The organism is Bradyrhizobium sp. 40, from assembly GCF_023100925.1.
GTDB lineage: Bacteria > Pseudomonadota > Alphaproteobacteria > Rhizobiales > Xanthobacteraceae > Bradyrhizobium.
Window position 1 is genome coordinate 677212 of the sequence record NZ_CP064688.1, and the last position, 26188, is coordinate 703399.

Genomic DNA, 26188 nt, shown 5'->3' on the forward strand with positions numbered 1-26188 from the left:
CGTCACGTGTCCTTCACGTATCCTTGGGCGGGCCCCAGACCAGGCTCTGCCGCCATTTTGCGCGCAGCACGTCGCGCCTTTCAGGATATCTCTCATCGGGATAGGTCGCGTCGACCACGCGGTCGGTGCGGAAGCTGCGGAAGTCTCCGCGCAGCTCGCACCAGGCCGCGAGCAGGCGCACGGCTTCGAGATAGCCGATCGAAATCGGCCAGATCATGCGCTCGCTGGCGCGGCCCTGCTCGTCGCGATAGCGCAGCATGATCTTCTTGCCTTCGTGGATCTGGGTGCGTGTGCGCGCCATGTCCAGGCGGTCGGGCTCCCTGTTCCAGCTCGGCCGGGCCCGGCTTGCCGGCTCCAGCACGAAGGGACGCAGGCGCTCCGGGACAGTGTCGGCGATCTTGGCCATCAGATCTTCAGCCGCGCGCGCCAGCGCGGGATCGGCATGGCCGGCGACCCATTGCGCGCCCAGCACCGCCGCCTCGATCTCGTCGGGTGTCAGCATCAAAGGCGGCAGGTCAAAACCCTTTTCCAGGATGTAGCCCATGCCGGCTTCACCGCGGATGGGCACGCGCTGGCCGATCAGCGTGGCGATGTCGCGATAGATCGTGCGCTTCGAGGTCTCGAGCTCGGCCGCGATGGCGTCCGCCGTCAGCGGCTTACGCGTGCGCCTCAGCACCTGGATGATTTGAAACAGCCGGTCGGCGCGTCTCATGACGGGTCTCTTGTCGGTGGTTTTTCAGATGGTGGCGCGCGGCTGCTGACAGGATGTTGGCAGCAGGGGAGTTCTATACCGGGTCAACACGTCGACTGAAGAGGATTTGTCCATGATCATTCCAACTCATTTCGGCCCGGCCGCTGCGCTGTGGCGGACCCAGCCTCTACAGGTCCAGCCTTTGCAAGTCCTGCGTTTGCAACTCCGGGCTTGGTACGCATGGGCGTTCGGCCGCCTCGTATCCCTTGATCTCATGGTCCTCGACCTCCGCCTTGCGCTCGCGACCATGGTGGCTCGCTTCCTGGTCCAGGCCGCGGACGCGCTGGTCCGTCATGTCATGGCCCGCGCCTGGCGAGGGGCCCGTTTCGCAGAAGATATCACGACTGCTGCCACCATGGTGGCAGCAGCCCGCGGTTAAGTTCCCTCAACTCTTTCGGCGGTTTCAGGAGAGCCTTCATGATCACGCTTTACGGCTTTGGCACCGGCTTCGGCCTGCCGGAAATCAGCCCCTTCGTCACCAAGACGGAGGTGCAGCTCAAGATGGCGGGATTGCCTTACCGCAAGGAGCGGGCGATGCCGCCCGCCTCTCCCAAGGGGCAGCTGCCTTTCATCGACGATGGCGGCGAGGCGGTGGCCGATTCCACCTTCATCCGCGCCCATATCGAGCGCCGCTACGGCTTCGATTTCGACGCCGGGCTGTCTCTTGCCGAGCGCGCACAGGCTTGGGCGTTCGAGCGCATGATCGAGCATCACGTTTATTTTGCGCTGGTCGGGGCGCGCTGGGTCGACCCCGTCAACTTCGCCAAGGGGCCTGCGCATTTCTTCGACGGCGCGCCGGAGCACAACCGCGAGAAGTTGCGCGAGGACGCGCAATTCCGTGTCGCCGAGAACTATTTGCTCTCCGGGCTCGGACGGCACGCGCCCGATGACGACGTCGATCTCGCCGTGCGCTCGCTGTTTGCGCTCTCGGTGCAGCTCGGTGACAAATCCTATCTGATGGGCAACAAACCCTGCGGCGTCGATGCCACCGCCTTCGGTGCACTCGCCGGGATCCTGACGCCGTTCTTCGAATCCGCCCTGCGCCGTCGCGCCGAAGGATTTTCGAATCTCACCGCTTATGTCGACCGGATGATGGGCACTTACTATCCGGAGTTCGCCTGGACCCCGCTGCGGCAGGCAGCTTGACGACAGCGCGTCCGCAGGGCGTGGCGGGTGAGGGCTATCTCCTCTGGGGGCTTTGCCGGTAGACGTCAGACAATCCCAATGCGGAGGCACCCTCACCCCAACCCTCTCCCGCAAGCGGGAGAGGGGGGCGACACCGGAGGTGCGGCTCGCTCATACAGCCAAAACAAAAAGAGCCGGCCCATCGGGCCGGCTCTGTCGTCTCTAGTTTTCGCCGCGTCTACTTCACCAGCGAGTACTTGCCGTTCTTCACCGTGAGCAGGATGCGCGAGCGCTCGTCGAGGCCGTAGCGGTCCTTCTCGGTGAAATTGTAGACACCCTGGCTCGCCGCAAGCTCCTTCTCCGACAGCAGCGCCTGGCGGATCGCTTCGCGGAATTCCGGCGTGCCGGGCTTCGCCGTCTTGAGTGCCGCCGGGATGATGCGCTTGAGAATCTCGAACGCATCGTAAGAGTGACCGGCGAACTGGCTGCGGCTGTTCGGGCCGTACTTGGCTTCATAGGCCGAGTTGAGCGCGAGGCCCGGCTTCTTGGTGGCAGCTTCGTCCGGCTGGTCCTCGGGATCCATGACGGGACCAGAGGCCATCAGCACGCCTTCCGCCGCTTTGCCGGCGATGCGGATGAAGTCCATGCTGGCGGCGCCATGGGTCTGGTAGATCAGGCCCTGATAGCCACGCTCGCGCAGCTCGGTCTGCGGCAGCGCGGCCGCGGTGCCGGAAGCGCCGACCAGAATGGCATCGGGATTCGCTGCCACGAGCTTCAGCACCTGTCCGGTCACCGACGTGTCGGGGCGAGCGAAGCGCTCCTCGTCGGCGATGGTTATGCCCATCGGCACGGCCTGCGCCTTCAAATCGTTGAACCAGAGGTCGCCATAGGAGTCGGAATAGCCGATATAGCCGACGGTCTTCACGCCCTTGGCCTTCATGTGGTCGTACAGCACCTTGCCCACGATCGGGATCGGTTGCGGCATCGCCACCGACCACTTCATGCGCTCCGGCGTGATCGGGAAGGGCGCCAGGCCGAAATGCGGAATGCCGGCTTCGTTGGCGACGTTGGACACGGCGATGGTCGGCGGCGTCAGCGCCGAGCCCATGATGATGTCGGCCTTGGATTCGGTCACGAAGCGGCGTGCGTTGGTGGTCGCGGTGGTGGGATCGCCACCGTCGTCGAGCACGATCACCTTCAGCGGCACGCCGCCGATCTCCTTCGGCACGAACTCCAGCGCATTGCGCTCGGGAATGCCCAGCGCTGCGCCCGGGCCGGTCGTGGTGGTGGTGATGCCGATGGTGACCTCGGCGGTCTGAGCCAGCGCGGGCACGGCCGGCAGCGCAAGCGCGGCCGCGGTGACGGCGGCGGTCAGGTAAAAGCGTTTCATCTATTCCTCCCTTTATGTGTTTCTTTGAAAGCAGAAATCGGGGGGTAATTCAGCCCCCTCTTTTGGTGATGTGGCGATTTAGCTCCGGGTCTCGCTCCCCGTGAATTTGGCTACCATTTCCGCAGGAAACGGTGCCGATTTCAGTTTGTCGGGGTTAACGGGGTCGCGCCCGACCAGGACACGGGTCTCGAAACCCTCGATCGCAAGCGCCTCGCCCTTGAAGACGCTGTGCTTTACCTCGAAACTCGAGCGCTTGATGCTCTCGACCTTCGTTTCGATGGTGATCCAGTCGCCATAAGTCGAGGGGATGTAGAACTTGGCGCGCGTATCGACCATGGGAATGCCGACCAGGCCGTATTTCTTGACCAGGTCCTGCTTGGAGAATCCGGCGACTTCGAACAGGGTCGACGTCGAATCGTCGAACATCGCGAAATAGCGCGGGTAATAGACGATGTTGGCGGGGTCGCAGTCACCCCACTGGATCTGGACGTCGCGCCGGTTCACGAACATATGCCGCGCCCTATTTCGGCGCCATGCGCAGCGAGCCGTCGAGGCGTACCACTTCGCCGTTGAGGTAGGAATTCTCGACCATGTGCAGGGCGAGCGCCGCGAACTCGTCGGCGTGGCCGAGCCGGCGCGGGAACGGGATTGCGGCGGCGAGTGAGTCCTGGGCTTCCTGCGGCAGGTTGGCGAGCAGCGGCGTGAGGAACAGGCCGGGCGCAATCGTCAGCACGCGGACGCCGAACTGCGCCAGCTCGCGCGCGATCGGCAGCGTCATGCCGACGATGCCGCCCTTCGAGGCCGAATAGGCCGATTGCCCAATCTGGCCGTCATAAGCGGCAACGGACGCCGTGTTGATGATGACGCCGCGCTCGCCGGTGGCCTGCGGCTCGAGCTTGGACATCTCGTTTGCGGCGAGACGCAGCATGTTGAAGGTGCCGATCAGGTTGACCTTGATCACCTTGTCGAAATCGGCGAGCGCCATCGGGCCGTCGCGGCCGACGACGCGCTTGGCAACGCCGATGCCAGCGCAATTGACCAGCACGCGCGCGGGTCCATGGGCCTTGGTCGCCTGCGCGATCGCAGCTTCCGCGGACGCGGCATCGGAGACGTCGCAAGCCACAGCCACGCCCTTGATCTCGGCGGCGACAGTCTCGGCGAGCTTGGCATTGAGATCAAACACCGCGACCTTGGCGCCCTGGCCAGCCAGCTTTCGCGCGGTCGCCGCACCAAGTCCCGACGCGCCGCCGGTGACGATGACAGCCTGATCCTTCAACAACATGGCGTTCTCCCTGGTGCGATATTTCTTAGCCGACCGATATCACACGGTCCGATGGATTGGCAGCGTAGAGCTCCTCGATCAGCAGGCTGCGATGCTCGAGCACCGCGCGCTGGTTGATCGAGCCCTTGTCGGTGACCTCGCCCTTGTCGATCGAGAGCGGCGTGTCCATGAGGATCGCGCGCGTGATCCGCGTTGAGGATCCCGTGGCCGCGCCGAGAAAGCGGGTCAGCCGTTCGCGAAATGCCTCGCGCACCAGCCGGTCGCGGGTCGCGACGACGAGATCGTCGGTCGGCAGCGTCGGGTTGATCAGCCGGCAGCCGTCGAGATCGAGCACGACGAGCGCGGAGACCTCGTCACGGTTGATGCCGGCGATGACGACGTCGCGCACCAGCGGTGCGCAGGCCGCAACGAAGCGCGCGCGCAACGGGCCGACACTGACCCAGGTGCCGCTGCCGAGCTTGAAATCCTCGCCGATGCGGCCGTCGAAATCGAAGCCGGCATTGAGATCATCGGGATCTACGGGCTTGAGTGCATCGCCGAGCTTGTAGAAGCCTTCTTCGTCGAACGAACTTGCGGTGATGTCGGGCTGGCGCCAGTAGCCGGGCATCACGTTCGGCCCCTTGCAACGAACTTCCATCTTGCCGTTGTTCGGCACCAGCTTGGCGTCGTTGCCGGATACGGGAAGCCCGACATGGCCGGAGCGGCTGGTGCGCGGGTTGACCGACATGAAGAACGGCGCGGTCTCGGTTGCACCGAGGCCGGTCAGCATCGGCACGCGGTAGCCTTTTTCCTTCACCGCGAGCTCGTCGAGGCTGTTCCAGACGAACGGCGACAGGGCCGCGCCCGAGAAGAACATTGCGTGCAGCCGGTCGAAGAATTTTGCGCGCAGGCCTTGGTCGTCGCGCAGATAAGGCAGCAGCGACTCGTAGCCCTTGGGGACGTTGAAATAGACCGTCGGCGATATCTCCTGGAGATTGCGCACGGTCTCCTCGATGCCTCCAGGCACCGGCTTGCCGGCGTCGAGATACATCGAGCCGCCATTGTAGAGCGTCAACCCGATATTGTGGTTGCCGCCAAAAGTGTGATTCCAGGGCAGCCAGTCGATGATGACGGGCGGCTCGTCCCTGAGGAAGGCGAGCGTCTCGCGCAGCATCACCTGGTTGGCGCAGATCATGCGCTGGGTGTTGACGACTGCCTTGGGGTTGCCGGTCGAGCCCGACGTCAGCAGGAATTTCGCGATGGTGTCGGGGCCGATCCTGCCGTGGACCTCGTCCAGATCGCCGCGGATCGGCGTTGCCATGAGGTCGGCGAGCAAGGTGACGTCGCGGCCCGGCACATGGCCGTAGGACGCGGCGATCTCGGTGCCGAGCGAGACGTTGGCCGCGAGCGCGTCGGCGAACTTGTCGGCGTCCTCGGCGAAGACGAGGCCGGGCGTCAGCAGCTTCATCAGGTAGGAGAGCTTGCCGTAATCCTTCGATACCAGCGAATAGGCCGGCGACACCGGGCAGAACGGAATGCCGGCATAGAACGCTCCGAACGCCAGCAATGCATGGTCGATCGAATTGCCGGAGAGGATGACGACCGGCCGCTCCGCCGACAACCCGCGCGCAATGAGTCCTGAGGCAATGTGCCGGCTCGCGGCGAGCAACTCGGCGTAGCTGATCTTGCGCCAGCCGCGGCCGCCTTCGCGCTCGGCCATGAACACGCGATCGGGGGTCGCGCTCGCCCAGTGATGCAGGCGGTCGGTGATGCGGGCCGGATAGTCTCCGAGCGGCTGTTTGGGCCGCAGGTAAATCGTGCCGTCGTCGCGCCGCTCGATATTCACGACCGGATCGCCGAACGAAATGGGCCGCAGCGGGGAAGTGCTCGCGCCGCGCTCCATGCTGGAAGAGGACGACGGCTGCGCGCTCATGATTTCGGCTTCACTTTTGCGGTCTTGTGTTCGAGGAACTCGCGGATCCTGCGCTTGGCTTCCTTGTCGCTCTGCGCCACCGTCGCCATCAGCGATTCCATCAACAGGCCGGTCTGCGGATTGGCCTCCGCGATCATCGGGAGTGCCTGGAGCACGGCGAAGTTGGTCAGCGGCGCGTTGGAGGCGACCTTGGTCGCAAGCTCCATCGCCTTGCCGAGCCCGTTGCCGGCTTCCGTGACATATTGCGCAAAGCCGTAGGAGGTGCCTTCGGTCGCGGAATAGACGCGGCCGGTCAGCATCATGTCCATCATCCTGGCGACGCCGATCAGGCGCGGCAGGCGCACCGAACCGCCGCCACCGACGAAGATGCCGCGCTGCCCCTCCGGCAGCGCGAAATAGGTCGAGGGTTCGGCGACGCGGATATGCGCCGCACATGCGAGCTCCAGCCCGCCGCCGATCACGGCCCCCCTGAGTGCCGCGATCACGGGCACCCGGCTGTACTGGATGCGGTCGAACACCCGGTGCCACATCTGGGAATGAAGAAGGCCGCCGGTGGCATCATGGTCGGTCAGTTCGGAGAGGTCGAGACCGCTGGAGAAATGGTCGCCGATGCCGTGGATGACGACCGCGCCGATATCCTCGGGCAGGGACGCAAAACACTCGCCGATTTCCAGGATGATGCCGTCGTTGAGCGCATTGCGCTTGGCCGGCCGATTCAGACCGACCGTCAAAACCCGGTCTGCCCGCTCGATCCTCAAAAGCCCGGAGGCGCCCGCGTCAGCGGTCTCGGCGTTTCCCTGTGTCATTTGCGTCCTTGTCAGAATAGTTATGTTGTATAACGAATTCAGGGGGAGTCAATACGGCTGACAGCGCGGAAGCCGATGCATAGTCCGGAAAAGGGACGACAGTCCGGGTGCAGCGCCCGTACCCGAATGCCCGATGCGCAAGATTGGGATCGATATACGGACGCCGATGCGATCCGGTCGCTACGCCGCCTTCGTTCCACTTTGGGGTTGCGCCACAAGATTGATACCCATGGCGTGGAGAACTTTTATCACAGTGCCGAATTCGGGTTTGGCCTCGCCGCCAAGCGAGCGATACAAGTTCTCACGGGATAGACCGGCCTTTTCGGCAATGGCGCCCATGCCCTGAGAACGGGCTACGGCACCGATTGCCATCGTTATTGCGGACGGATCGTCCGATTCAAAGGCTTCGGTGAGATAGGTCGCAATCATCTCGGGGCTGTCGAGGTACTCCGCAGCATCAAATGATTTCACTTTTGCCATTGCTCAGACCTCCAATTCGCTCGCGATCTTCTTTGCCAACGCTATGTCCCCCGGCTGAGAGCCTTTATCGCCACCGCAAAGAAGGATACGATGATCTCCTCGCCTCGGGCAACGTAGTAGATCCGGTATCCGGCGCCCTCATGGACTCTCATTTCGCTGATGCCGCTTCCGACCGCAGCAACGTCTCCGGGATTGCCGAGCGCCAGCCGATCGATCCGGGCGAGGATTTTTGCCTTCGCTCTCCGGTCTCGCAGGTTTCTAAGCCAGTCAGAGAATTCGTCGGTTCTCTTGATGTCGGCATCTGTAGCGTATACGCTACAGATGCCGTATTGTCAATGGACTAGCCGGCGCTTGCGGCGCGCCGCGTTCACATCACCTGATGCACGTCGATCACCACGCGATCCGCATGCCGCGCTGCTGAACCGACAAAAATGTGCTCCATCAGCCAGCGGTATTTCTCATGCCCGGTCTCGAACTTCGGCACGGTGCGGAAATAGATCTGTTTCGGGTCGACCGGCTCGCCGCGCTTGAGCTTTTGCAACAGCTCGACCGGGCCGAAGCGCATGCCCTTGTTCTCGACATAGACGATGGCGCCGTCGTCGGTTTCAAACGCATACTTCGCTTCGAGATCGATCAGCTCATTCGGGCGGATGGTCTGGAAGTCCGCGCCGAACGGCAGCACCTTGCCGGTGATCGCGCCCGTCACCTCGCCGCCGATGATCGGGATGATGCGGCGAATTCCGATGCCGGTCTCGCCGGCGGTGACGACGTCGCCGATGCGTGCGGTGACGGTGAAGACGTATCTGGTTTCCAGCGTCGGCGTGGTCATCGATTCACCCCTCAATGGGCCATCATCCGCGTCGGCAGCCACGTCGCCAGCAGCGGGAAGGCGATCAGGATCACCAGGCGCACGAGGTCTGTTGCAACGAACGGGATCACGCCCCTGAAGATCGTGGAGAAGGAGACGTCCTTCACCACGCTCTTGATGACAAAGACGTTCATGCCCACCGGCGGATGGATCAGGCCGAGCTCGACTGTCATGACGATGATGACGCCGAACCAGATCGGGTCGAAACCGAGATGCATGATCACGGGGAAGATGATCGGCACGGTGAGGATGATCATCGCCATGGCGTCCATCAGGCAACCGAGCACGAGATACATCACCATGATCAGCGCCAGCACGCCGTAGGGGCCGAGGCCGAGGCCGGTGAGGAATTCCGTCACCTTCTGCGGGGTCTGCGTCACCGTGAGGAAGTACCCGAAGATCAAGGCGCCGATCAGCACGGTGAACACGGCGGCCGCCGTGCGCGTCGCCTGCAGCAGCGAGGCCAGAATCTTCTCGCGGTCGAGCCGGCCGGTCGCCACGCCGATGATGAAGGCGCCGGCAGCGCCGACGCCGCCGGCTTCCGTCGGCGTGAAGCGCGGCAAATAGGGCAGGCCGTAGAGGCCGCCGATCACGAACACGAACAGCAGCACCGGCGCCCAGATGTCCTTCAGGCCGGCGAAGCGCTCGCGCCACGGCAGCACCTTGCCCTTGGGCAGAAAGTCCGGCCGGAAATAGCCGATCAGGAAGATCGTGATCATGTACATTGTCATCGCCAGGATGCCCGGAATGATGCCGGCGATGAAGAGCTTGCCGATGTCCTGCTCGGTGATGATGCCGTAGACGGCGAGCACGGTGGAGGGCGGCAGCATCGCGCCCAGCGTGCCGCCGGCCGCGATCACGCCGGTGGCAAACGACTGCGGATAGCCGAAGCGGCGCATCTCGGGGTACGCGACCGCGGAGAAAGTCGCGGCGGTCGCGACCGAGGAGCCGCAGATCGCGGCAAAGCCGCCGCAGGCGCCGACGGTAGCGATGCCGAGTCCGCCGCGCAAATGGCCGACAAAGCCGTTGGCGGCGCGGAACAGCTCGCGGCTCATGCCGGAATTGCTGACGAAGGAGCCCATCAGCAAAAACATCGGAATGACGCCGAAGGTGTAGTCGGTCACCGTGCGCATCGAGGTCTGGCCGACCAGCTTCAGCGCCGGCGTGGCGCCGACGAGATAGGAGAAGCCGGAGACGCCGACGAGGCCCATGGCCATGCCGACCGGCACGCGCAGCAGCATCAGGGCGAACAGGGAAACGAAGCCGATTACGGCGACGGCATCGGTGCTCATGATTACTCCGTCGCCTTCAGCTTGGGGTCGTGCATTTCTTCGGGATGGAAGATCAACCGGTAGGTGCGGATCGCGATCAGCAGCACGGCCGAGACGTCGCCGATCCAGGCGATCGCGAAGAACGGCCAGGTCGGCATGTGCATGTCGAAGGTCTGGACGTTGTCGTTGTAGGTGCCGCGGACCTTGTCGAACAGCGTAAAGGTCTGCACCGTCACGACGAACAGCAGCACCAGCGTCGCGAAAACGTCGATCCAGCGCTGGTAGCGCGGCCCGACATTGCCCCAGATCAAATCGACCGTGATGTGGGTGCCGCGATAGGAGGTCGCGGCGATGCCCCAGAAGATCAGGATGCCGAGCAGCATGCGGCCGATGTCGAAACTATCGGGGATCGCATAGTTCAGCGTGTTGCGCAGCAGCACCGACAGGAAGATGTCGAGCGCGACGATGCCGACGAAGGCCGCTGCGATCCATTCGATCGAATCGATAACGCGATCCATCCAGCTGCGCTTCATGTGAGCTTCCTAGGAGATGTCATCCTCAGGCGGGAGAGGGAGAGGACGCGCTCCTCGCGTCTCGACCCGCTTGCAGAACAACGGCGGCGAGATGCATCCCGCCGCCGCATGTGTTTCGACAAAGAGCTACTCCGCCAGCGCGTTGTACTTCTTCAGCGAGGCCTTCAGCTCGGCGAGCGCCGCGTCCGGATCCGCGCCGGTCTTCTTGGCGCCGTCGCTCCAGGTCTTCACCAGGGGCTCGGCGGCTTTCTTCCAGGCGGCGGTCTGCTCGGGTGTCAGCTTGTAGACCTCGTGACCGCTCTCCGCCTTGACCTTGTCGATCCCGGCATCCTCGAACTTGCCCCAGTGCTCGCCGACCACACCGGCCATCTCGACCGTGCAATTCTTGTCGATCGCGGCCTTCTGCTTGTCGGACATCGCATTGTACTTGTCCTTGTTCATGACGAACACGAAGGTCGTGGTGTAGAGCGGCGCCTCCATGTCGTACTTTGTCACCTTGTCGATGCCGAACAGCACGAGAGAGCCCCAGGGGAAGGTGACGCCGTCGGCGACGCCGCGCTCGATGATGTCGCGCACTTCGGGCGCGGAGGACTGCACATTGGTGCCGCCGAGCGAGGTGACGAAGTTCGCCATGGTGGCGTGGGCGGGCCGGATCTTCAGGCCCTTCACGTCCTCCGGCATCACGATCTTCTTGGTCTTGGAATGGAACGAGGAGGGTGAGTGGACGAAGGCGAGGCAGTATTTGACGTCCTTCATCTCCTTCTCGGCGTATTTGCGGTACCAGGCGTCCAACCCCATCGAGCCGCCCTTGGCGTCCGAGATCAGGAACGGCAATTCGCCAGCGCCGATGATCGGGAAGCGGCCGGGCTGGTAGCCGGGATTGACGTAAGTGACATCGGCGATGCCGTCGCGCGCCATGTCGTAATGGTCGAAGGCCTTGCCCATCTGCTGGGCCGGGAACACCTTGCCCTTGATGGTGCCGCCGGAATCCTTCTCGACCGCGGCTGCCCAGTCCTCGAGCGATTTCTGCAGCGGATGCGAGGCCGGCACCCAGTGCGAGATCTTCAAATCGAAGGTCTTGTCCTGCGCGAGCGCAGGGCTCACGCTTGCTGCCAGCAGCAACGCCAGACAGGCTTTCCTCATCACGTGTCTCTCCCTCTTTTGACGGCGGGCTTCGATGGCCCGGTCTCGTTAATTAACATGTTATCTAATTGGCCGGCGCGTTCAAGCCGGAACTGGCGCGGCGTGCCGCCGCGCACTCCCTTTTGCCCAACCGTTATATGATATAATTATCGTGCGCGGACGGCTGCGACAAGCGAGCCGCGCCGAAAGCCTACAGGATCGGGAGGAGCAAGTATTGCGGACAAAAGTCGCAATCATCGGGGCAGGGCCGGCTGGATTGTTGCTTGGGCAACTGCTGCACGGTTACGGCATCGACAATGTCATTCTGGAGCGGCAGAGCCCGGACTATGTGCTCGGCCGCATCCGTGCCGGGCTGCTGGAGGAGGGGACCGTCGCGCTGCTCGACCAGATCGGCGCCGGCGCGCGGGCGCATGCCGAAGGTCTGGTGCATGAAGGGATCGAACTCGCCTTCTCGGGGCGCCGGCACCGCATCGACATGAAGGCTTCGACCGGCAAGACGGTCATGATCTACGGCCAGACCGAGGTCACGCTCGACCTGATGAATGCACGCGCGGCCGCCGGTCTCACCTCGGTCTACGAGGCCAAGGACGTGCAGCCGCACGATTTCGACGGCAGTCACCCGCGCGTAACCTACGTGAAGGATGGCGTCACCCACACGATCGATTGTGATTTCATCGCCGGCTGCGACGGCTTTCATGGCGTCAGCCGCGCCAGCGTTCCGGCTTCGGCGATCGAGGAGTTCGAGCGCATCTACCCGTTCGGCTGGCTCGGCATCCTCTCCGAGACGCCACCGGTCAGCCACGAGCTGATCTATTCCAACCACGCCCGCGGCTTTGCGCTGTGCACCATGCGCTCGACCAGACGCAGCCGCTACTATGTGCAGTGCGCGCTCGATGACCATGTCGACCAATGGCCGGACGACCGTTTCTGGGACGAGCTCAGGCGCCGGCTCGACCAGGACGCCGCCGACAGCCTGGTCACGGGCCCCTCGATCGAGAAGAGCATTGCGCCGCTGCGCAGCTTCGTGGCCGAGCCGATGCGCTTCGGCAGGATGTTCCTGTGCGGTGATGCCGCCCATATCGTGCCGCCGACCGGCGCCAAGGGGCTGAACCTGGCGGCCAGCGACGCGCATTATCTGTCGAGCGCATTTCGCGAGTTCTACGACGAAAAATCCAGCGCCGGCATTGATGCCTATTCGGCGAAGGCACTGGCGCGGGTCTGGAAGGCCGTGCGCTTCTCCTGGTGGATGACCTCGATGCTGCACAAATTCCCCGACACCGGCACCATCGGCGCGCGCATCCAGCTCGCCGAGCTCGACTACGTCACGCAGTCGCAGGCCGCGATGACGTCGCTGTCGGAGAATTACGTGGGGCTGCCGTTTTAGGACGGTCACTGTCATGCCCCCACGAAGGCGGGGCATCCAGTACGCCGCGGCCTCTCCGTATCACGTCGCCGTCTCTGGAATACTGGATCACCCGCTTTCGCGGGTGATGACAGTCCTGGTGAGGCGACGCCGCCGTCCATTTCAAACGCCCGCGCAAATGTCGTTTAAAACTTTGTAGGTGATGCAACCGTCACGTCCCTCGCGTTCAATGGCGGCAGCCACCAACGCGAGATGGACATGACCAGCACCGACATCCCCGCCGGCTTCGAGCCGCACTTTCGCAAAGCCCCGCTCACCGATCCCTGGGAGCCGCTTTACTCCAGGAAGACCGACAACGGCGTCACCGTGGGATTGCGGCTGGCAGCACCGCACACCAACGCGCGCGGGCTGATCCATGGCGGCCTGATCGCGGCGCTGGCCGATGCCGCCATGGGCTACAGCTGCGCGCAGGCGACGGGCTGGACCACCTCGTTGGTCACGATCTCGCTGTCGGTCGACTATGTCGGCGCCGGCGAGATCGGCCAATGGCTGGCAGTCGAGGGTGAGGCGATCAAGACCGGCAGCACGATCTGTTTCGCGCAGTGCCTCGCGAAGGCCGACGGCGCCGTGATCGCGCGTGCCAGCGGCACCTTTCGCGTCGTGCCGAAGAAGGGGTGAGCGCGTCACCCGAATTTCCACTCCGCAGTCTCCACCACGAGATCGACGAAGGCGCGTACCTTGGCGGAGAGCAGGCGCGAGGTCGGGTAGACGATGTGGATCGGTAGCGCCGGCTGCTCGTAGTTCGCCAATACGATCTTGAGCCGCCCGCGCCGCAAGCCTTCGGCGGCCTGATAGGCCAGCACTCGGGTCACGCCGCCGCCGGCCTCGGCATATTGCAGGGCGGCGTCGGCGCTGTTGCTGGCGAACCGTGGATTCGGCGCCACCTCGATGTCGTGGCCGTCCTGCACGAAGCGCCAGTTCGCGGATGGACCGAACGCGATGGTCTGGTGCGTAAGCAGTGCCTCCGGCGTCTTCGGCTCGCCATGGCGCTTGAGATAGCCTGGGGTCGCCACCACGATCCGCCGCATCTCGCCGACCTGGCGTGCGACGAGCGAGGAGTCGGCGAGATGGCCGATCCGCACCGCGACGTCGACGGCATCTTCCACGAGATTGACGAGATTGTCCGACAGCCGCAATTCGCAGGCGACCTCGGGATAGCGTTTGAGGTAGGCGGTCATGACAGACCCGACATGGAGCCGGCCGAAGCCGACCGGCGCCGACACCACCAGCCGCCCGCTCGGCCGGCTGCGCTCCTCCCGTGCCGAGCCGTCGGCCTCCTCGACATCGGCGAGGATGCGGCGCGCGCGCTCCAGATAGCGCGTGCCGACGTCAGTCAGGGTCACCTGACGGGTGGTCCGCTGCAACAGCCGCGCCCCGAGATGCTCCTCCAGAGCCGCGATCAGCCGCGTCACCGCCGAGGGGGACAGCCGCAGCTTTCGTGCCGCCGGCGCGAAGCCGCGCAAATCGGCGACGGTGACGAAAACATGCATGGCTTCAAGGTGGTCCATGGCATTATTGCATATAACGCAATGATGAAGTGTCAAGCCGGCTGATTGTTTTAGCCGGCGGAAGGTCCATCTTACATGGCGAAGACGCAAGGACGCGCCGGGATTTCAGGAGATGGTCCGATGACGGCAACTCACACCTACGCCAGCGACGTGGCATTCACGCCGGCGGTGAAGTCGATCCAGACCCGAAAGGGATCACGCGAAGGCTATGCGCATGCCGAGCAGCGCGGCTGGCGCACCGAGGTCGATGAGAACCTCGCGGCGTTCCTGGCCGACGCCAACAGCTTTTATCTCGCCACGGCCTCTGCCGACGGCCAGCCCTACATTCAGCATCGCGGCGGCCCGAAGGGCTTTTTGAAGGTGCTGGACAAGCAGACGCTCGCGTTCGCGGACTACGCCGGCAATCGGCAATACATCACGCAGGGAAACCTGTCTGAAAATCCCAAGGCCTACATCTTCGTGATGGACTACGCCCATCGCCGTCGAGTGAAGATCTGGGGCGAGGCCCGCGTGGTCGAGGACGACGAGGCGCTGACGACATCGCTGATGCCGAAAGGCTATCGGGCGCGCCCGGAGCAGGTGATCCTGTTCAAGATCGAAGCGTGGGATACGAACTGCCCGCAGCACATCCCGCAGAAGTTCGACGCTGGCGATGTGGCAGCGGCGCTGGCGGCGAGGGATGCGAAGATAGCGGAGCTGGAGGCGGAGGTCGCGGCGCTGAAGGGGGAGGCGAACTCACCATCCAATGAAAGCTAGAGCGACTTGCGCGGGATGAGGGGTCCCTCTCCGCGAATGAAGCGCTTTCCGTTTGGATGGATACCTCTCATCCGGCGCTTCGCGCCACCTTCTCCCGCAAGGGGAGAAGGGAAGAGGAGTTGACGGCGCACTTACAACACACTCGCGCCTTCGTGCTGGAAGCCGAGATAGCTGGCGGCGACGCGTTCATTCGCCGCGATGTCGCTGGCCTTGCCGCTGAGGACGAACTCGCCGAGCTCCATGACATAGGCTTGATCCGCGATCTTGAGCGCGGCCTGCGCGTTCTGCTCGACCAGCAGCACGGAGACGCCGGCGGCACGCAACTCGGTGACGATGCGGAAAATGTCGGCGACGATGATCGGGGCGAGGCCGAGGCTCGGCTCGTCCAGCATCAGGAGCTTGGGCTCGCCCATCAGCGCGCGGCCCATTGCGAGCATCTGCTGCTCGCCGCCGGAGAGCGTGCCGGCGAGCTGCTTGCGCCGCTCCTTGAGCCGCGGAAACAGCGTGTAGACCCGCTCCATCGAGGCTTTCGCCTTGCTTCTCTCGATGCGGAAGGCTCCTAACTCGAGATTGTCCTCGACATTCATGGTCACGAACAATTCGCGGTGCTCGGGAACGAGGCCCAGCCCCATGGCGACGCGGTCCTCGATGTCGAGCCGCGACAAATCCTGACCTGCGAATGAAACGCGCCCCTTCAGCGGCAAAATGCCGATGATGGCGGACAGCAGCGTGGTCTTGCCGGCGCCGTTGGCGCCGACGATGGTGACGATCTGGTTCTGGCCGACTTCGAGCGAGACCGAACGCACGGCCTCGACCTTGCCATAGGCGACATGGGCGTCGGCGACGGACAACAGCGCGCTCATGCCGCCACTCCGAGATAGGCCTTGATCACTTCGGGATTGGTCTTGATCGTGGCCGGCGTTCCTTCCGCGATCTTGGTGCCGAAATCGAGCACCACGATGCGGTCGGCAAGGTTCATGACGAAGCCCATGTCGTGCTCGACCAGCAAGACGCTCATGCCGCCGTCGCGTAGCTCCCGCAGCAGCGTCGCGAGCTGCTGCTTCTCCATGTGGCGCAGGCCGGCGGCCGGCTCGTCGAGCAGCAGCAGCATCGGATCGACGCACAACGCACGGGCGATCTCGACGATCCGTTGCTGTCCCAGCGAGAGCGAGCCTGCGAGCTGATGCATCTGCTCGCCCAGTCCGACCCGCTCGATCTGGCGGGCGGCCTCGGCGAGCAGCTTTGCCTCATCAGTGCGGTCGAGCCGCAGCATCGAGGAGATCGGCCCCGAATGGCCGCGCAGATGCGCGCCGATTGCGACGTTTTCCAGCACGGTCATGTCAGGCACCAGCTTGACGTGCTGGAAGGTGCGGGAGATGCCGAGCTTGACGATCTCCTGCGGCGGAGCCCTGTCCACCTTGTTGCCGAGCACGGAGATCGAGCCCGAGCTGGCCGACAGCACGCCGGTGATCAGGTTGAAGGTGGTGCTCTTGCCTGCGCCGTTGGGGCCGATCAGCGCGACGATCTCGCGGGCCTGAACGTCGAAGGAGACGTTGTTCACCGCGACCACGCCGCCGAATTGCTTCCGCGCCTTTTCGACCTGGAGCAGGACGCTGGATTGGCCGGGCGAGCGGGTGCGCTGCTCCAGTTTCAGCGAAGTGTCCGGCTTCTTGCCACTGGTACGCTGGGGCAGGAACGACATCAGCCAGGGCCAGACGCCGCCGGGTGCGAGCTGGAGCAGCGCCACCAGCATGATGCCGAACACGATGGTCTCGACCTGGCCGGAGCCGGGCAGGATCAGCGGCAGGTAGCTCTGCAGCACTTCCTTCAGGACCACGACGAGCGCCGCACCGAGGACGCCGCCCCAGACATAGCCGGCGCCGCCGACCACGGCGATGAAGAGATATTCGATGCCCGCCTGCGCGCCGAACGGCGTCGGATTCACCGCGCGTTGAAGATGGGCGTAGAGCCAGCCGGAGAGGCCGGCGAGCACGGCGGCATGGATGAACACCAGCATTTTCGCCCGCGGCGTGTGCACGCCGAACGCCTCGGCCGCGACATGGCCGCGCCGGAGCGCGCGGATGGCGCGGCCGGTACGGGAGTCCAGCAGGTTCATCGTGAGCAGCGCCGAGAGGATTACGGCAACCCAGATCGCGTAGTAGATCGAACCGGGCGAGAGCATTTTGAACGAGCCGATCGACAGCGGTGGGATCGCCGAGATGCCGTCGTTTCTTCCCAAAAACTCCAGCTTGCTGAAGAGATAGAACAAGCCGAGTCCCCAGGCCAACGTGCCGAGCGGCAGATAATGGCCGGACAGACGGACCGTGACGAGGCCGAGCAGCACCGCCAACAATCCGCTGACCACCAGCGACAGCGGCAGCGTCAGCCAGGGCGACATGCCGTAGGTCGTCGACAGCACCGCGGTGGTGTAGGCGCCGAAGCCGACGAAGGCCGCTTGTCCAAACGAGGTCAGGCCGCCGACGCCGGTCAGCAGCACGAGGCCCATCGCGACCAGGGCGGTGAGGCCGACATTGTCCAGCAGCACGATCCAGAACGGGGGCATGCCCGGAACGAACGGGATCGCCGCCATGATCAGCGCGAAGATGAGGATGGGAAGCCGGCTCTGCATCTTGACGTCAGTCCTTCTCTTCCTCGACCGCAGGCGCAGCGAGCGAGCGCAGCAGCAGCACGGGAATCAAGAGCATGAAAACGATCACCTCCTTGTAGTTGGAGGCATAAAAGGACGAGAACGCCTCGACGATGCCGACGACCAGCGCCGCGACCGCGGTGAGGGGATAGCTGACAAGCCCGCCGATGATGGCGGCGACAAAGCCCTTCAGGCCGATCAGGAAGCCCGAGTCGTAATAGAGCGTCGTGATCGGCACGATCATGATGCCCGACAGTGCGCCGATGACGGACGCCAGCAGGAAGGCGATCTGCCCGGACAGCGTGGTGCGGATGCCGACGAGCCGGGCACCCAGCCGGTTCACGGCGGTCGCGCGCAGCGCCTTGCCGTAAAGTGTCAGCCCGAAGAACAGCCACAGCCCGACGATGAAGGCGATGGTGATGCCGTAGACCGTGATGCTCTGGCCCGTGAAGCGCAGCGCGCCGGTGGTGAAAGATCCGGACAGCACGGCAGGTCCGCGCTGGCCTTCGGCGCCGAAGAACAAAAGGCCCAAACCCTGAAGCGCGAGGTGGACGCCCACCGAGGCGATCAGCAGCACCAGCACCGAGGTGTGCGCCAGCGGCTGGAATGCGATGCGGTAGAGAAACAGGCCGATCATCGCCACGATCACCAGCGACAGCGCGATGCAGACCGCAACCGGCGGCTTCTGGGCGGCGTAGTAGACGGTCAGCGCCAGCACGATGGTCGGCAGCACGATGTTGGTGAGGGTGCTGCGCAGCACCAGGCGTCCGTGCAGCGCCTTGCGCGCGGCGAACAGGTCGAACGCGAAGGCGCCAACGCCGAGGGCGAGCGCGAGTTTCGCCGTGCCCGGCATCTGGCCCGCGGCCAGCGAGGCGTAGGTCAGCGCGCCATAGGTGACGAATTCGCCTTGGGGAATGAGGATGACGCGGGTGACGGCGAACACCAGCACCAGCGCCAGGCCGAGCAGCGCATAGATCGCGCCATTGGTGATGCCGTCCTGCAGCAGGAACAGCATGATGGTGGTATTCAAGACCGGACGCTCCCCCTCAAAGATTCAGGACCGGTCCCCTGATTGTGGTGGACGGTCCGCTCACAGCCATTGAACAGCGCTGACGATATTTGATATGGTCCATAACAATTATCAAATATAACATCAAGGGTGGCGAACGATCCTCCCGAACTTAACGGGATTGCGAGCATGAGGCGATGACCGTTTCCAAAAGCGCTGAAAAGTCCTCTGAAAAACCCGCCGAGACCGCCAAGGGCCGCAAGGATGCGGCCGACGGGCCTGGCGAAGCCCTCCAGCTCGGCGAGCTCTCGGAGCAGCTCGGCTATGTCCTGAAGCGGGCACAGCTCAAGGTGTTCGAGAACTTCCTGCGCTGCATGGCCTCGCTCCAGCTCACGCCGGCGCAGTTTTCCGTGCTGTTGCTGGTCGAGAAAAACCCCGGCCGTAACCAGACCGAGATCGCCTCCACCCTCGGCATCCTGCGTCCGAATTTCGTGGCGATGCTCGACAATCTCGAGAGCCGCGACCTTTGCGCGCGGATCCGCTCCACCAACGACCGCCGCTCGCACATCCTGGTGCTGACCGACAAGGGCAAGGCCGTGCTGGCCCGCGCCAAGAAGCTCGTCGCGACCAAGCACGAGGCCCGGCTGAACGAGCTGCTCGGGCCGTCCAACCGCGAAGCCCTGCTCGGGATGCTCTCGAAGATCGCCAACGAGTTTTGACGGTTGATTGCCGCGGCGACCGGGCATCAAACCCGGAATCGCGGGCGGACTGGCGGCGGTTATGCCGCAGCGAACCGGTCGGGCATGGCAGGTGCTTCCGCGGACAGGAAACGGCGCTCGATTTCCCCGGCGGGCAAGGGCGGGCTGAACAGATAGCCCTGCATTTCCGTGCAGCCTTCCGCTGCGATCCGGTCCCGTTGCTCCTCGGTCTCCACGCCCTCCGCCGTCGTCGTCATGCCCATCCCGCGCGCCAGTGCCGCCACCGCCCGCACGATGCTGAGGGAGGCCGCATTGTTTTCCACGCCGCTGACGAAAGACCGGTCGATCTTGATCTTGTCGAAGGGGAAGCATTGCAGATAGGTCAGTGACGAATAGCCGGTGCCGAAATCGTCCATGGCGACCTTGATGCCCAGCGCCCGGAGCTGGTGCAGCGTCGTCAGCGTCCCATGCCTGTCCTGCAGCAGAACGCTTTCCGTGATTTCGATTTCCAGCCGCCGCGGATCGAGGCCGGAGGCCGCGAGCGCGCCGACGATCACCTCTGTCAGGCCCGGCTGGCGGAATTGCACCGCCGAGATGTTGACGGCGACGTGCAGATGGTCCGGCCATCGGCTTGCAATGGCACAGGCCTGCCGGATCACCCATTCGCCGATCGGCACGATCAGGCCGATCTCTTCCGCAAGCGGGATAAAGCTGTTCGGCGCGACCAGTCCGCGCCCTGGATGTCGCCAACGGATCAAGGCTTCGAAGCCGCTGATCTCGCCGCCGTCGGTCTTCACGACCGGCTGGTAGTGCAGTTCGAACTCGCCGGCGGCAAGGCCGTTGCGCAGGTCCTGCTCCAGTGCACGACGGCTTTGCGCCTCTTCGCCCATGGCCGGCTCGAAGAAGCAGTGCATGCCGCGGCCGTCGCTTTTCGCGCGATATAGGGCCAGATCGGCATTGTGCAGGAGTTGCTCGGGCGTCGAGCCGTCACCGGGCGCAATGGCGATCCCGATGCTCGCGCCCACAATAGCCTGATGTCCGTCGAGCCCGAACGGAGCACTCAGGGTGCTGACAACATCGCGCGCCAGCGTGTCCGCTTCGTTCGAATCGGAAATCGGCGACTGGAGGATGACGAATTCATCGCCACCCATGCGCGCGATCGTATCGCTGTCGCGCGCGAGCTGCTTGAGGCGGCGGCTGACATCCTGCAGCAGGATGTCGCCGGCCTGGTGGCCCAGGGTGTCGTTGACGGCCTTGAACTTGTCGAGATCGATGTGGTGGATCGCGAACATCCCGCCCTGCTCGAGCGCCTGCTTGAGGCGCTGACCGAGCAGGGCGCGATTGGCGAGGTCCGTCAGCGCATCGTGGTGCGCCATATGCGCGATCTGCAATTCCGCCTTGCGCTGCTCGGTGATGTCTTCGTGGGTCGCCACCCATCCGAGATCGGGCATCGGTCGGTGCCTGATCTTGAAGGTTCGCCCGTTCCGCATCTCGACGATGCTGTCCATGGCCTCGGCCGACGTGGCGACATCGGTCCGCCATGTGGCGTATTCCTCCCGCGTCATCGCCGGCACGCTGCCGGCTTCGAAGCGCAGGTCGAGGATCTCCTGGAGCGGCGTGCCCGGACGAACGTGGTCGGGCGGCAGGCCGTACATTTCGATATAGTGCGTGTTGCAGACGAGCAGCCGATGGTCGGCGCTGAAGAAGCAAAGTCCCTGCGACATGTTGTTGATCGCAATGTCGAACTGAAAATTGCGCTCCTGCAGCCGCGCACTGAGCTCTTCGCGCTCGGTAATGTCCTCGTGGGTCGCCATGCCGCCGCCGTCGGGCAGGGGATGGATGGTGTAGGCGATGATTCTTCCGTCGGCGAACTGCTGGACCGTCTCCTCGCTGACGACCGAGCCTTCCGTGCGGGCGCGGACATAGGCGCCGGCTTCTCCGCCGATGTTCAGGCCCAGTTTGAGCCGATGCTGGATCAGGTCCTTGATCGGCGTTCCCGGGCGCACCTGCTCGGGCGAGAGCGCGTACATCTCGCGGTAGCGCGGATTGCAGAAAATGACCCTGCGGTCGCTGCCAAAAAGGATGATCCCAAGCCACAGATTATTGGCGGCGCACTTGAGCAGCTCGCCGAGCACGAGCGGATCAATGCTTGCGACCTCCTGATCACTTTGCGCCATGTGCGTTGCCCCCGGGACGACGCGATTAGAGCAGGCGGTGGTGAATCAGCCCAACAATACGCCCAGTTTCGGGACATGTTCCTGAAACTGCGGCGAATGCGAGGTTAAAGGCGGCGATGCCCGCCCCCTGGAAAAGAGGACGCCGACGAGAATTCAGAGATCGTTAACCAGGCCGTCCCGCCGAACCGCGCGCGGCGCCGGCGGGATGGCGATGCCGCCGTGTCAGTCGACCAGGATCACCCTGATGTCGTTCACATTGGTCAGCGTGGGACCCGGCAGCAGCAGGTCGCCCGTCGCCTCGAAGAACGTCGTCGCATCGTTGTTGTCGAGATAGGCCTGCGGCTGCAGCCCCTGCGCCGTCATCTTCGCGAATGTCGCCGCGTCGATCAGCGCGCCGGCGGGGTCGGTGGGATGGCCGGCACCGCCATCGGCGCCGTCGGTGTCGCCGGCGAGCGCGGAGATGTCAGGCGTGTCCTTCAAGAGGGCGGCGAGCGCCAGCGCGTATTCCTGGTTCGGGCCGCCGCGGCCATTGCCCCGCACGGTGACCGTTAGCTCGCCGCCGGAGAGGATCGCGACGCGCTTGCCCTGGGCGCGGGCCTGAAGCGCCAGCCTGGCGTGATCGGCGGCAACGTCGCGGGCCTCGCCTTCGAGGTCGGCGCCGAGATCGATCGTCTCGTAACCGGCCTCATGCGCGAGTTTGACCGCAGCGTCGAGCGATTGCTTCGGACGTGCGATCAATTCGAAATGCGCGCGCGCGAACGCGGCGTCTCCCGGCTTGCAGCTTTCGTTCGCGGGGTCGTCCAGCGCGCGGCGAACGGCATCGTCGATGTCGAGCTTGTACCGGGCGACGATGGCGCGCGCATCATTGAGCGTGGTCGGATCGGGCACGGTCGGACCCGAGGCGATCGCGGAGGGATCGTCATGCGGCACGTCGGAGATCGCAAGCGTCACGATCTCGGCGGCATTTTTGCCCGCACGCGCCAGCCGCCCGCCCTTGATCCGCGACAGATGCTTGCGCACGACATTCATCTCGCCGATCGGCGCGCCGGAGCGGAGCAGCGCCTTGTTGACCGCCTGCTTCTGCGCGAAGCTGATGCCGTTGACGGGCGCGATCCAGTTCGCCGAGCCGCCGCCGGTGAGCAGCACCAGCAGCAAATCGTCCGGCCCGGCCTCGGCTGCGAGCGCGAGCGTATCGGCCGCGCCCTTCAGGCCGGCTTCGTCAGGCACGGGATGACCGGCCTCGACCACGCGGATGCGGCGGGTCGGTACGCCGTAGCCGTGACGCGTGGTGGCGATGCCGACCAGGCGCTCCGGTGCGAGCCCGAGCGTGTCGAGATAATGCCGCTCGGCGGCGGCGGCCATCGCGGCCGCGCCCTTGCCGGCGGCGAGACAGATCACGCGTCCACTCGGAACGGGCCGCAAATGCGGCGCCAGCACCGTGTTGGGATGAGCGGCGGCAACGGCGGCGTCGTAGAGCGCGCGGAGCAGGGGGCGTCGGTCGGTCATGACGAAGGGCCTTGAGCGGGCAGGAAAGACTGGCGGCAAACGCGCCGCTCACCTGCCTACCGCATCATGCGCCAAAGCGTAAGCCGGCTTTGCCATCATTCGATTGTGCAATCGCGTGATCATAATCGGCGCGCAAGCAAAAACCCCCTGCGATGGTTCGCAGGGGGTTTTCATCGTCGTGGGTATCAGGCGGTTAGCCGCCGACGTCGGCGCTGATCACGTCGCCGAACAGTTCCCACTTCTCGCCCTTGAACTTCTCGAGCTGGAGCTGGCTGATCGGCGCGAAATCGGTCGGCGAGGTGTTGATCTGCACGCCCGGCAGCAACACTTCGGTGCGGAAGTCCTTCAGGCTGGCGGCCTGTTTCATGACGTTCGCGCGGGTGAGATCGTCGCCGCACTGCTTCAGGATCTGGACCAGGGTCTGCGCCACGCCGTAGCCGACGATGGTGCCGTGATCGAGCTTGTCGCCGTCAGGAAAGTACTTGTTCATGAAGGCGACGAAGTCCTTCATGCCGGGGTCGCTGTTCCACGTCGAATCCGAAATGTCCTTCAGATAGTCGGCGGAGATGATGTCCTGCGAGTTCTCGAACCCGGCGGGCTTGAGCACGCTGCCGACGGAGGCCGAGACGTTGTTGAGGAAGTGCAGCGGCTTCCAGCCGATCTCGGCCACCTTCTTGATCGCCTGCGCCGCGAATTTCGGCGTCGTGATGTTCATGAAGACGTCGGCGCCGGTCGACTTCAGCTTGACGATGTGGTTGTCGATGGTCGGCTCGGAGGTCTCGTAGCTCTCCTCCATGACGATCATCGACGCGGCCTTGGCGCCGAGGCCGTCTTTCAGACCTTTGAGATAATCCTTGCCGTAATCGTCGTTCTGGAACAGCACGGCGATCTTGGCGTCCGGCTTGTTCTTGAGCAGCCATTTCGCGTAGATCTGCGTTTCGCTCTGGTAGTTGGGCTGCCACCCCATCGTCCAGGGGAAGTTCTGAGGATCGTTCCACTTGGTGGCGCCGGTGGCCACCAGGAGCTGCGGCACCTTCTTCGAGTTCATGTATTTGTGGATCGCCGAGTTCGGCGGCGTGCCGAGCGAGTTGAAGATGAACAGCACCTCGTCGCTCTCGACCAGCTTGCGCGCCTGCTCCACCGTCTTCGGCGGCGAATAGGCGTCGTCGTAGCTGATGAAGTTGATCTTGCGGCCGTTGATGCCGCCTTCGTCGTTGATCTTCTTGAAATAGGCGGCTTCCGTCCGCCCGATGATGCCGTAGGCGGAGGCCGGTCCGCTGTAGGGCATGATGTTGCCGACCTTGATCTCGGTATCGGTCGCGCCGGTATCGTATTTCTTCTGGGCCGATGCAGTGGAGGCCGAGGCCGCAATGAGCGCGAGCGCCAGTGACGCGGCCGCAAGTTTGCCGGTGACAGCGGGCATTCCTATCTCCCTATTTTCTTGGTGTGTGTGCGTCCCTTTTCTTGTGTTGCCTGTTCTTGGTGACGCAGCCGCAATTCAATACGATTTACCTGATGCCTACAACAGAAAGCCCCTGCGGCGGGGTCGCAGGGGCTGCTTCTTTAGTAGTCAGGGGCGCCCGCGCGCGCGTGTGCGACTGCGAGAAGGTGCATCCGTCTGAGTTGACGAACCGATCAGGAGCGAGTTTGAGTTGCGCGGCTTCAGTGGCCGAGCTCGCTCGAGATGACGTCCCCGAACAGCTCCCATTTCCGGCCCTTGAACCGCATCATCTGGAGCTGCTCGATCGGGGCGAAATTATCGGCTGCGGTGTTGATCTTGATGCCGGGCAACAGGGTGTCGGGCTCGAAATCCTTCAAGGAAGCGGCCTGCTTCATGACGTTGTCGCGGGTGAGATCGTCGCCGCACATTTGCAGCACCTTCACCATGGTCTGCGCGGCGGCATAGCCGAACACCACGCCGGCATCCAGCTTGTTGGCCTTGGGATCGTATTTGGCGAGGAAGTTGTAGAACTTCTTCATGCCGTCGTCGGCATTCCATTGCGGGTCGGAGCCGTCCTTGGTGTAGCTCGCCGACAGGATCCCTTGCGAGATCTCGAGCCCGGCCGGCTCGAGCACGCCGCCGACCGAGGCCGAGACGTTGGAGATGATGTGGACCGGATGCCAGTTGATCTCGGCCGCCTTCTTGATCGCCTGTGCGGCAAATTTCGGCGTGGTGATGCTGACGAAGATGTCGGCGCCGGAGGCCTTCAATTTCACGACGTGCTCGTCGATTGCCGGCTCCGACGTGTCGTAGCTGTCTTCCAGCACGATCATCGAGGCCTTGGGCCCAAGGCCGTCCTTCAGTCCTTTCAGATAGTCCTTGCCGAAATCGTCGTTCTGGTAGAGCACGCCGATCTTGCCGTCCGGCTTCTCCTTCATGATGTACTTGGCGTAGATGCGCGCCTCGCTGGCGTAGCTCGGCTGCCAGCCCATGGTCCAGGGATATTGCTTCGGATCGTTCCACTTCGAAGCGCCGCTCGCCACGAACAATTGCGGCACCTTCTTCTCGTTCATGTATTTGCGGATGGCGCCGTTGGTGGAGGTGCCGAGCGAGCCGAAGATCAGCAGCACCCCGTCGCTCTCGACCAGCTTGCGGGCCTGCTCCACCGTCTTCGGCGGCGAATAGCCGTCGTCGTAGGAGATAAACTTGATCTTGCGGCCGCCGATGCCGCCCTCGGCATTGATCTTGTTGAAATAGGCTTCCTCGGCCTTGCCGATCGCCGCATAGGCGGAGGCCGGGCCGCTATAGGGCATGATGTTGCCGATCTTGATCTCGGTATCGGAAGCGCCGCTGTCGTATTTCTTTTGCGCCAGGGCCGGGTTGCCCATCGCAGTGCACAACGCGAATGCGGCCAGAACGCCCGCAACCTGAAATCGAACGGCAGTCATCTTTCTCCACCCGG

At 64.0% G+C, this 26188-nt stretch carries 25 protein-coding genes and 1 pseudogene; 6 read left to right on the top strand and 20 right to left on the bottom strand.

Translation table 11 applies throughout. The annotated features are described in order from the left end of the window. Nucleotides 1-13: 13 nt before the first annotated feature. Nucleotides 14-712, bottom strand: a complete 699-nt coding sequence (locus IVB40_RS03145) for a YafY family protein (RefSeq protein ID WP_027570145.1) — start codon at nt 710-712, stop codon at nt 14-16. 112 nt (nt 713-824) lie between these two features. On the opposite strand from IVB40_RS03145, the gene IVB40_RS03150 reads away from it, so the two are divergent. After that, complete coding sequence (locus tag IVB40_RS03150) at nt 825-1130, top strand: hypothetical protein (protein ID WP_247818066.1); 306 nt, start codon at nt 825-827, stop codon at nt 1128-1130. Nucleotides 1131-1168: 38 nt separating this feature from the next. Continuing rightward, nucleotides 1169-1897 carry a glutathione S-transferase family protein gene (locus IVB40_RS03155; RefSeq protein ID WP_247818067.1) on the top strand — a complete coding sequence of 243 codons (729 nt, stop codon included), beginning with the start codon at nt 1169-1171 and terminating at the stop codon, nt 1895-1897. Between the two features lie 217 nt (nt 1898-2114). Here the strand turns inward: IVB40_RS03155 and IVB40_RS03160 are convergent, their stop codons facing one another. The 11 genes and pseudogenes from IVB40_RS03160 to IVB40_RS03210 form a co-directional block, all read right to left on the bottom strand. Continuing rightward, nucleotides 2115-3266 (bottom strand): ABC transporter substrate-binding protein, encoded by a 1152-nt coding sequence (locus IVB40_RS03160; protein ID WP_027570148.1) that lies wholly within the window; start codon nt 3264-3266, stop codon nt 2115-2117. Between the two features lie 78 nt (nt 3267-3344). Continuing rightward, complete coding sequence (locus IVB40_RS03165; RefSeq protein WP_247283456.1) at nt 3345-3776, bottom strand: thioesterase family protein; 432 nt, start codon at nt 3774-3776, stop codon at nt 3345-3347. A gap of 10 nt (nt 3777-3786) precedes the next feature. After that, entirely contained in the window at nt 3787-4548 is a 762-nt protein-coding gene (locus IVB40_RS03170) for an SDR family NAD(P)-dependent oxidoreductase (RefSeq protein ID WP_027570150.1), read from the bottom strand. A 25-nt stretch (nt 4549-4573) separates the two neighbouring features. Then, nucleotides 4574-6460, bottom strand: coding sequence for a feruloyl-CoA synthase (locus IVB40_RS03175; protein WP_247818068.1), 1887 nt, complete (start codon nt 6458-6460; stop codon nt 4574-4576). Continuing rightward, nucleotides 6457-7266: a crotonase/enoyl-CoA hydratase family protein gene (locus IVB40_RS03180; RefSeq protein ID WP_247283469.1), complete on the bottom strand. Its 810-nt coding sequence runs from the start codon at nt 7264-7266 to the stop codon at nt 6457-6459. The genes IVB40_RS03175 and IVB40_RS03180 overlap by 4 nt, the downstream gene beginning before the upstream one ends. A gap of 180 nt (nt 7267-7446) precedes the next feature. Beyond that, nucleotides 7447-7746: an addiction module antidote protein gene (locus tag IVB40_RS03185; RefSeq protein WP_247818069.1), complete on the bottom strand. Its 300-nt coding sequence runs from the start codon at nt 7744-7746 to the stop codon at nt 7447-7449. Between the two features lie 3 nt (nt 7747-7749). Next, nucleotides 7750-8039: pseudogene (locus IVB40_RS03190) on the bottom strand (type II toxin-antitoxin system RelE/ParE family toxin). 74 nt (nt 8040-8113) lie between these two features. Then, nucleotides 8114-8575: a DUF3237 domain-containing protein gene (locus IVB40_RS03195; RefSeq protein WP_247818070.1), complete on the bottom strand. Its 462-nt coding sequence runs from the start codon at nt 8573-8575 to the stop codon at nt 8114-8116. Between the two features lie 11 nt (nt 8576-8586). Then, complete coding sequence (locus IVB40_RS03200; RefSeq protein ID WP_027515392.1) at nt 8587-9906, bottom strand: TRAP transporter permease; 1320 nt, start codon at nt 9904-9906, stop codon at nt 8587-8589. A gap of 2 nt (nt 9907-9908) precedes the next feature. Next, nucleotides 9909-10418: a TRAP transporter small permease gene (locus IVB40_RS03205; protein WP_247818071.1), complete on the bottom strand. Its 510-nt coding sequence runs from the start codon at nt 10416-10418 to the stop codon at nt 9909-9911. A gap of 126 nt (nt 10419-10544) precedes the next feature. Then, on the bottom strand, nt 10545-11561 hold the full coding sequence (locus tag IVB40_RS03210) for a TRAP transporter substrate-binding protein (protein ID WP_247818072.1): 1017 nt from the start codon (nt 11559-11561) through the stop codon (nt 10545-10547). Between the two features lie 214 nt (nt 11562-11775). Between IVB40_RS03210 and pobA the strand changes: the two genes are divergently transcribed. Together pobA and IVB40_RS03220 are read left to right on the top strand one after the other, a co-directional pair. Next, on the top strand, nt 11776-12945 hold the full coding sequence (gene pobA / locus IVB40_RS03215; RefSeq protein WP_027570156.1) for a 4-hydroxybenzoate 3-monooxygenase: 1170 nt from the start codon (nt 11776-11778) through the stop codon (nt 12943-12945). A 237-nt stretch (nt 12946-13182) separates the two neighbouring features. After that, nucleotides 13183-13602 carry a PaaI family thioesterase gene (locus IVB40_RS03220; RefSeq protein ID WP_247818073.1) on the top strand — a complete coding sequence of 140 codons (420 nt, stop codon included), beginning with the start codon at nt 13183-13185 and terminating at the stop codon, nt 13600-13602. A 5-nt stretch (nt 13603-13607) separates the two neighbouring features. On the opposite strand, the gene IVB40_RS03225 is transcribed toward IVB40_RS03220, so the two are convergent. Further along, on the bottom strand, nt 13608-14492 hold the full coding sequence (locus IVB40_RS03225) for a LysR family transcriptional regulator (RefSeq protein WP_247818074.1): 885 nt from the start codon (nt 14490-14492) through the stop codon (nt 13608-13610). Nucleotides 14493-14612: 120 nt separating this feature from the next. Between IVB40_RS03225 and IVB40_RS03230 the strand changes: the two genes are divergently transcribed. Then, nucleotides 14613-15248, top strand: coding sequence for a pyridoxamine 5'-phosphate oxidase family protein (locus IVB40_RS03230; RefSeq protein WP_247818075.1), 636 nt, complete (start codon nt 14613-14615; stop codon nt 15246-15248). A gap of 131 nt (nt 15249-15379) precedes the next feature. Here the strand turns inward: IVB40_RS03230 and IVB40_RS03235 are convergent, their stop codons facing one another. Genes IVB40_RS03235 through IVB40_RS03245 form a run of 3 tightly spaced genes read right to left on the bottom strand, consistent with a single transcriptional unit; the run spans nt 15380 to nt 18925 of the window. After that, on the bottom strand, nt 15380-16111 hold the full coding sequence (locus tag IVB40_RS03235; protein WP_027570159.1) for an ABC transporter ATP-binding protein: 732 nt from the start codon (nt 16109-16111) through the stop codon (nt 15380-15382). Next, complete coding sequence (locus IVB40_RS03240) at nt 16108-17877, bottom strand: branched-chain amino acid ABC transporter ATP-binding protein/permease (RefSeq protein WP_051462974.1); 1770 nt, start codon at nt 17875-17877, stop codon at nt 16108-16110. The genes IVB40_RS03235 and IVB40_RS03240 overlap by 4 nt, the downstream gene beginning before the upstream one ends. Before the next feature lie 7 nt (nt 17878-17884). Next, nucleotides 17885-18925, bottom strand: coding sequence for a branched-chain amino acid ABC transporter permease (locus IVB40_RS03245; RefSeq protein WP_247818076.1), 1041 nt, complete (start codon nt 18923-18925; stop codon nt 17885-17887). A gap of 176 nt (nt 18926-19101) precedes the next feature. Here IVB40_RS03245 and IVB40_RS03250 point away from each other — a divergent pair, with 176 nt between their 5' ends. After that, nucleotides 19102-19623: a MarR family transcriptional regulator gene (locus IVB40_RS03250; protein ID WP_027570162.1), complete on the top strand. Its 522-nt coding sequence runs from the start codon at nt 19102-19104 to the stop codon at nt 19621-19623. A gap of 59 nt (nt 19624-19682) precedes the next feature. Here IVB40_RS03250 and IVB40_RS03255 read toward each other — a convergent pair whose 3' ends face one another. From IVB40_RS03255 to IVB40_RS03270, 4 genes are all read right to left on the bottom strand, one after another. Then, entirely contained in the window at nt 19683-21779 is a 2097-nt protein-coding gene (locus IVB40_RS03255; RefSeq protein ID WP_247818077.1) for an EAL domain-containing protein, read from the bottom strand. 222 nt (nt 21780-22001) lie between these two features. Next, entirely contained in the window at nt 22002-23285 is a 1284-nt protein-coding gene (locus tag IVB40_RS03260; RefSeq protein WP_247818078.1) for a glycerate kinase, read from the bottom strand. A 193-nt stretch (nt 23286-23478) separates the two neighbouring features. Then, nucleotides 23479-24708: an ABC transporter substrate-binding protein gene (locus tag IVB40_RS03265; RefSeq protein ID WP_247432042.1), complete on the bottom strand. Its 1230-nt coding sequence runs from the start codon at nt 24706-24708 to the stop codon at nt 23479-23481. A 239-nt stretch (nt 24709-24947) separates the two neighbouring features. Further along, nucleotides 24948-26174 (bottom strand): ABC transporter substrate-binding protein, encoded by a 1227-nt coding sequence (locus tag IVB40_RS03270; protein ID WP_247818079.1) that lies wholly within the window; start codon nt 26172-26174, stop codon nt 24948-24950. Between the last annotated feature and the right edge of the window lie 14 nt (nt 26175-26188).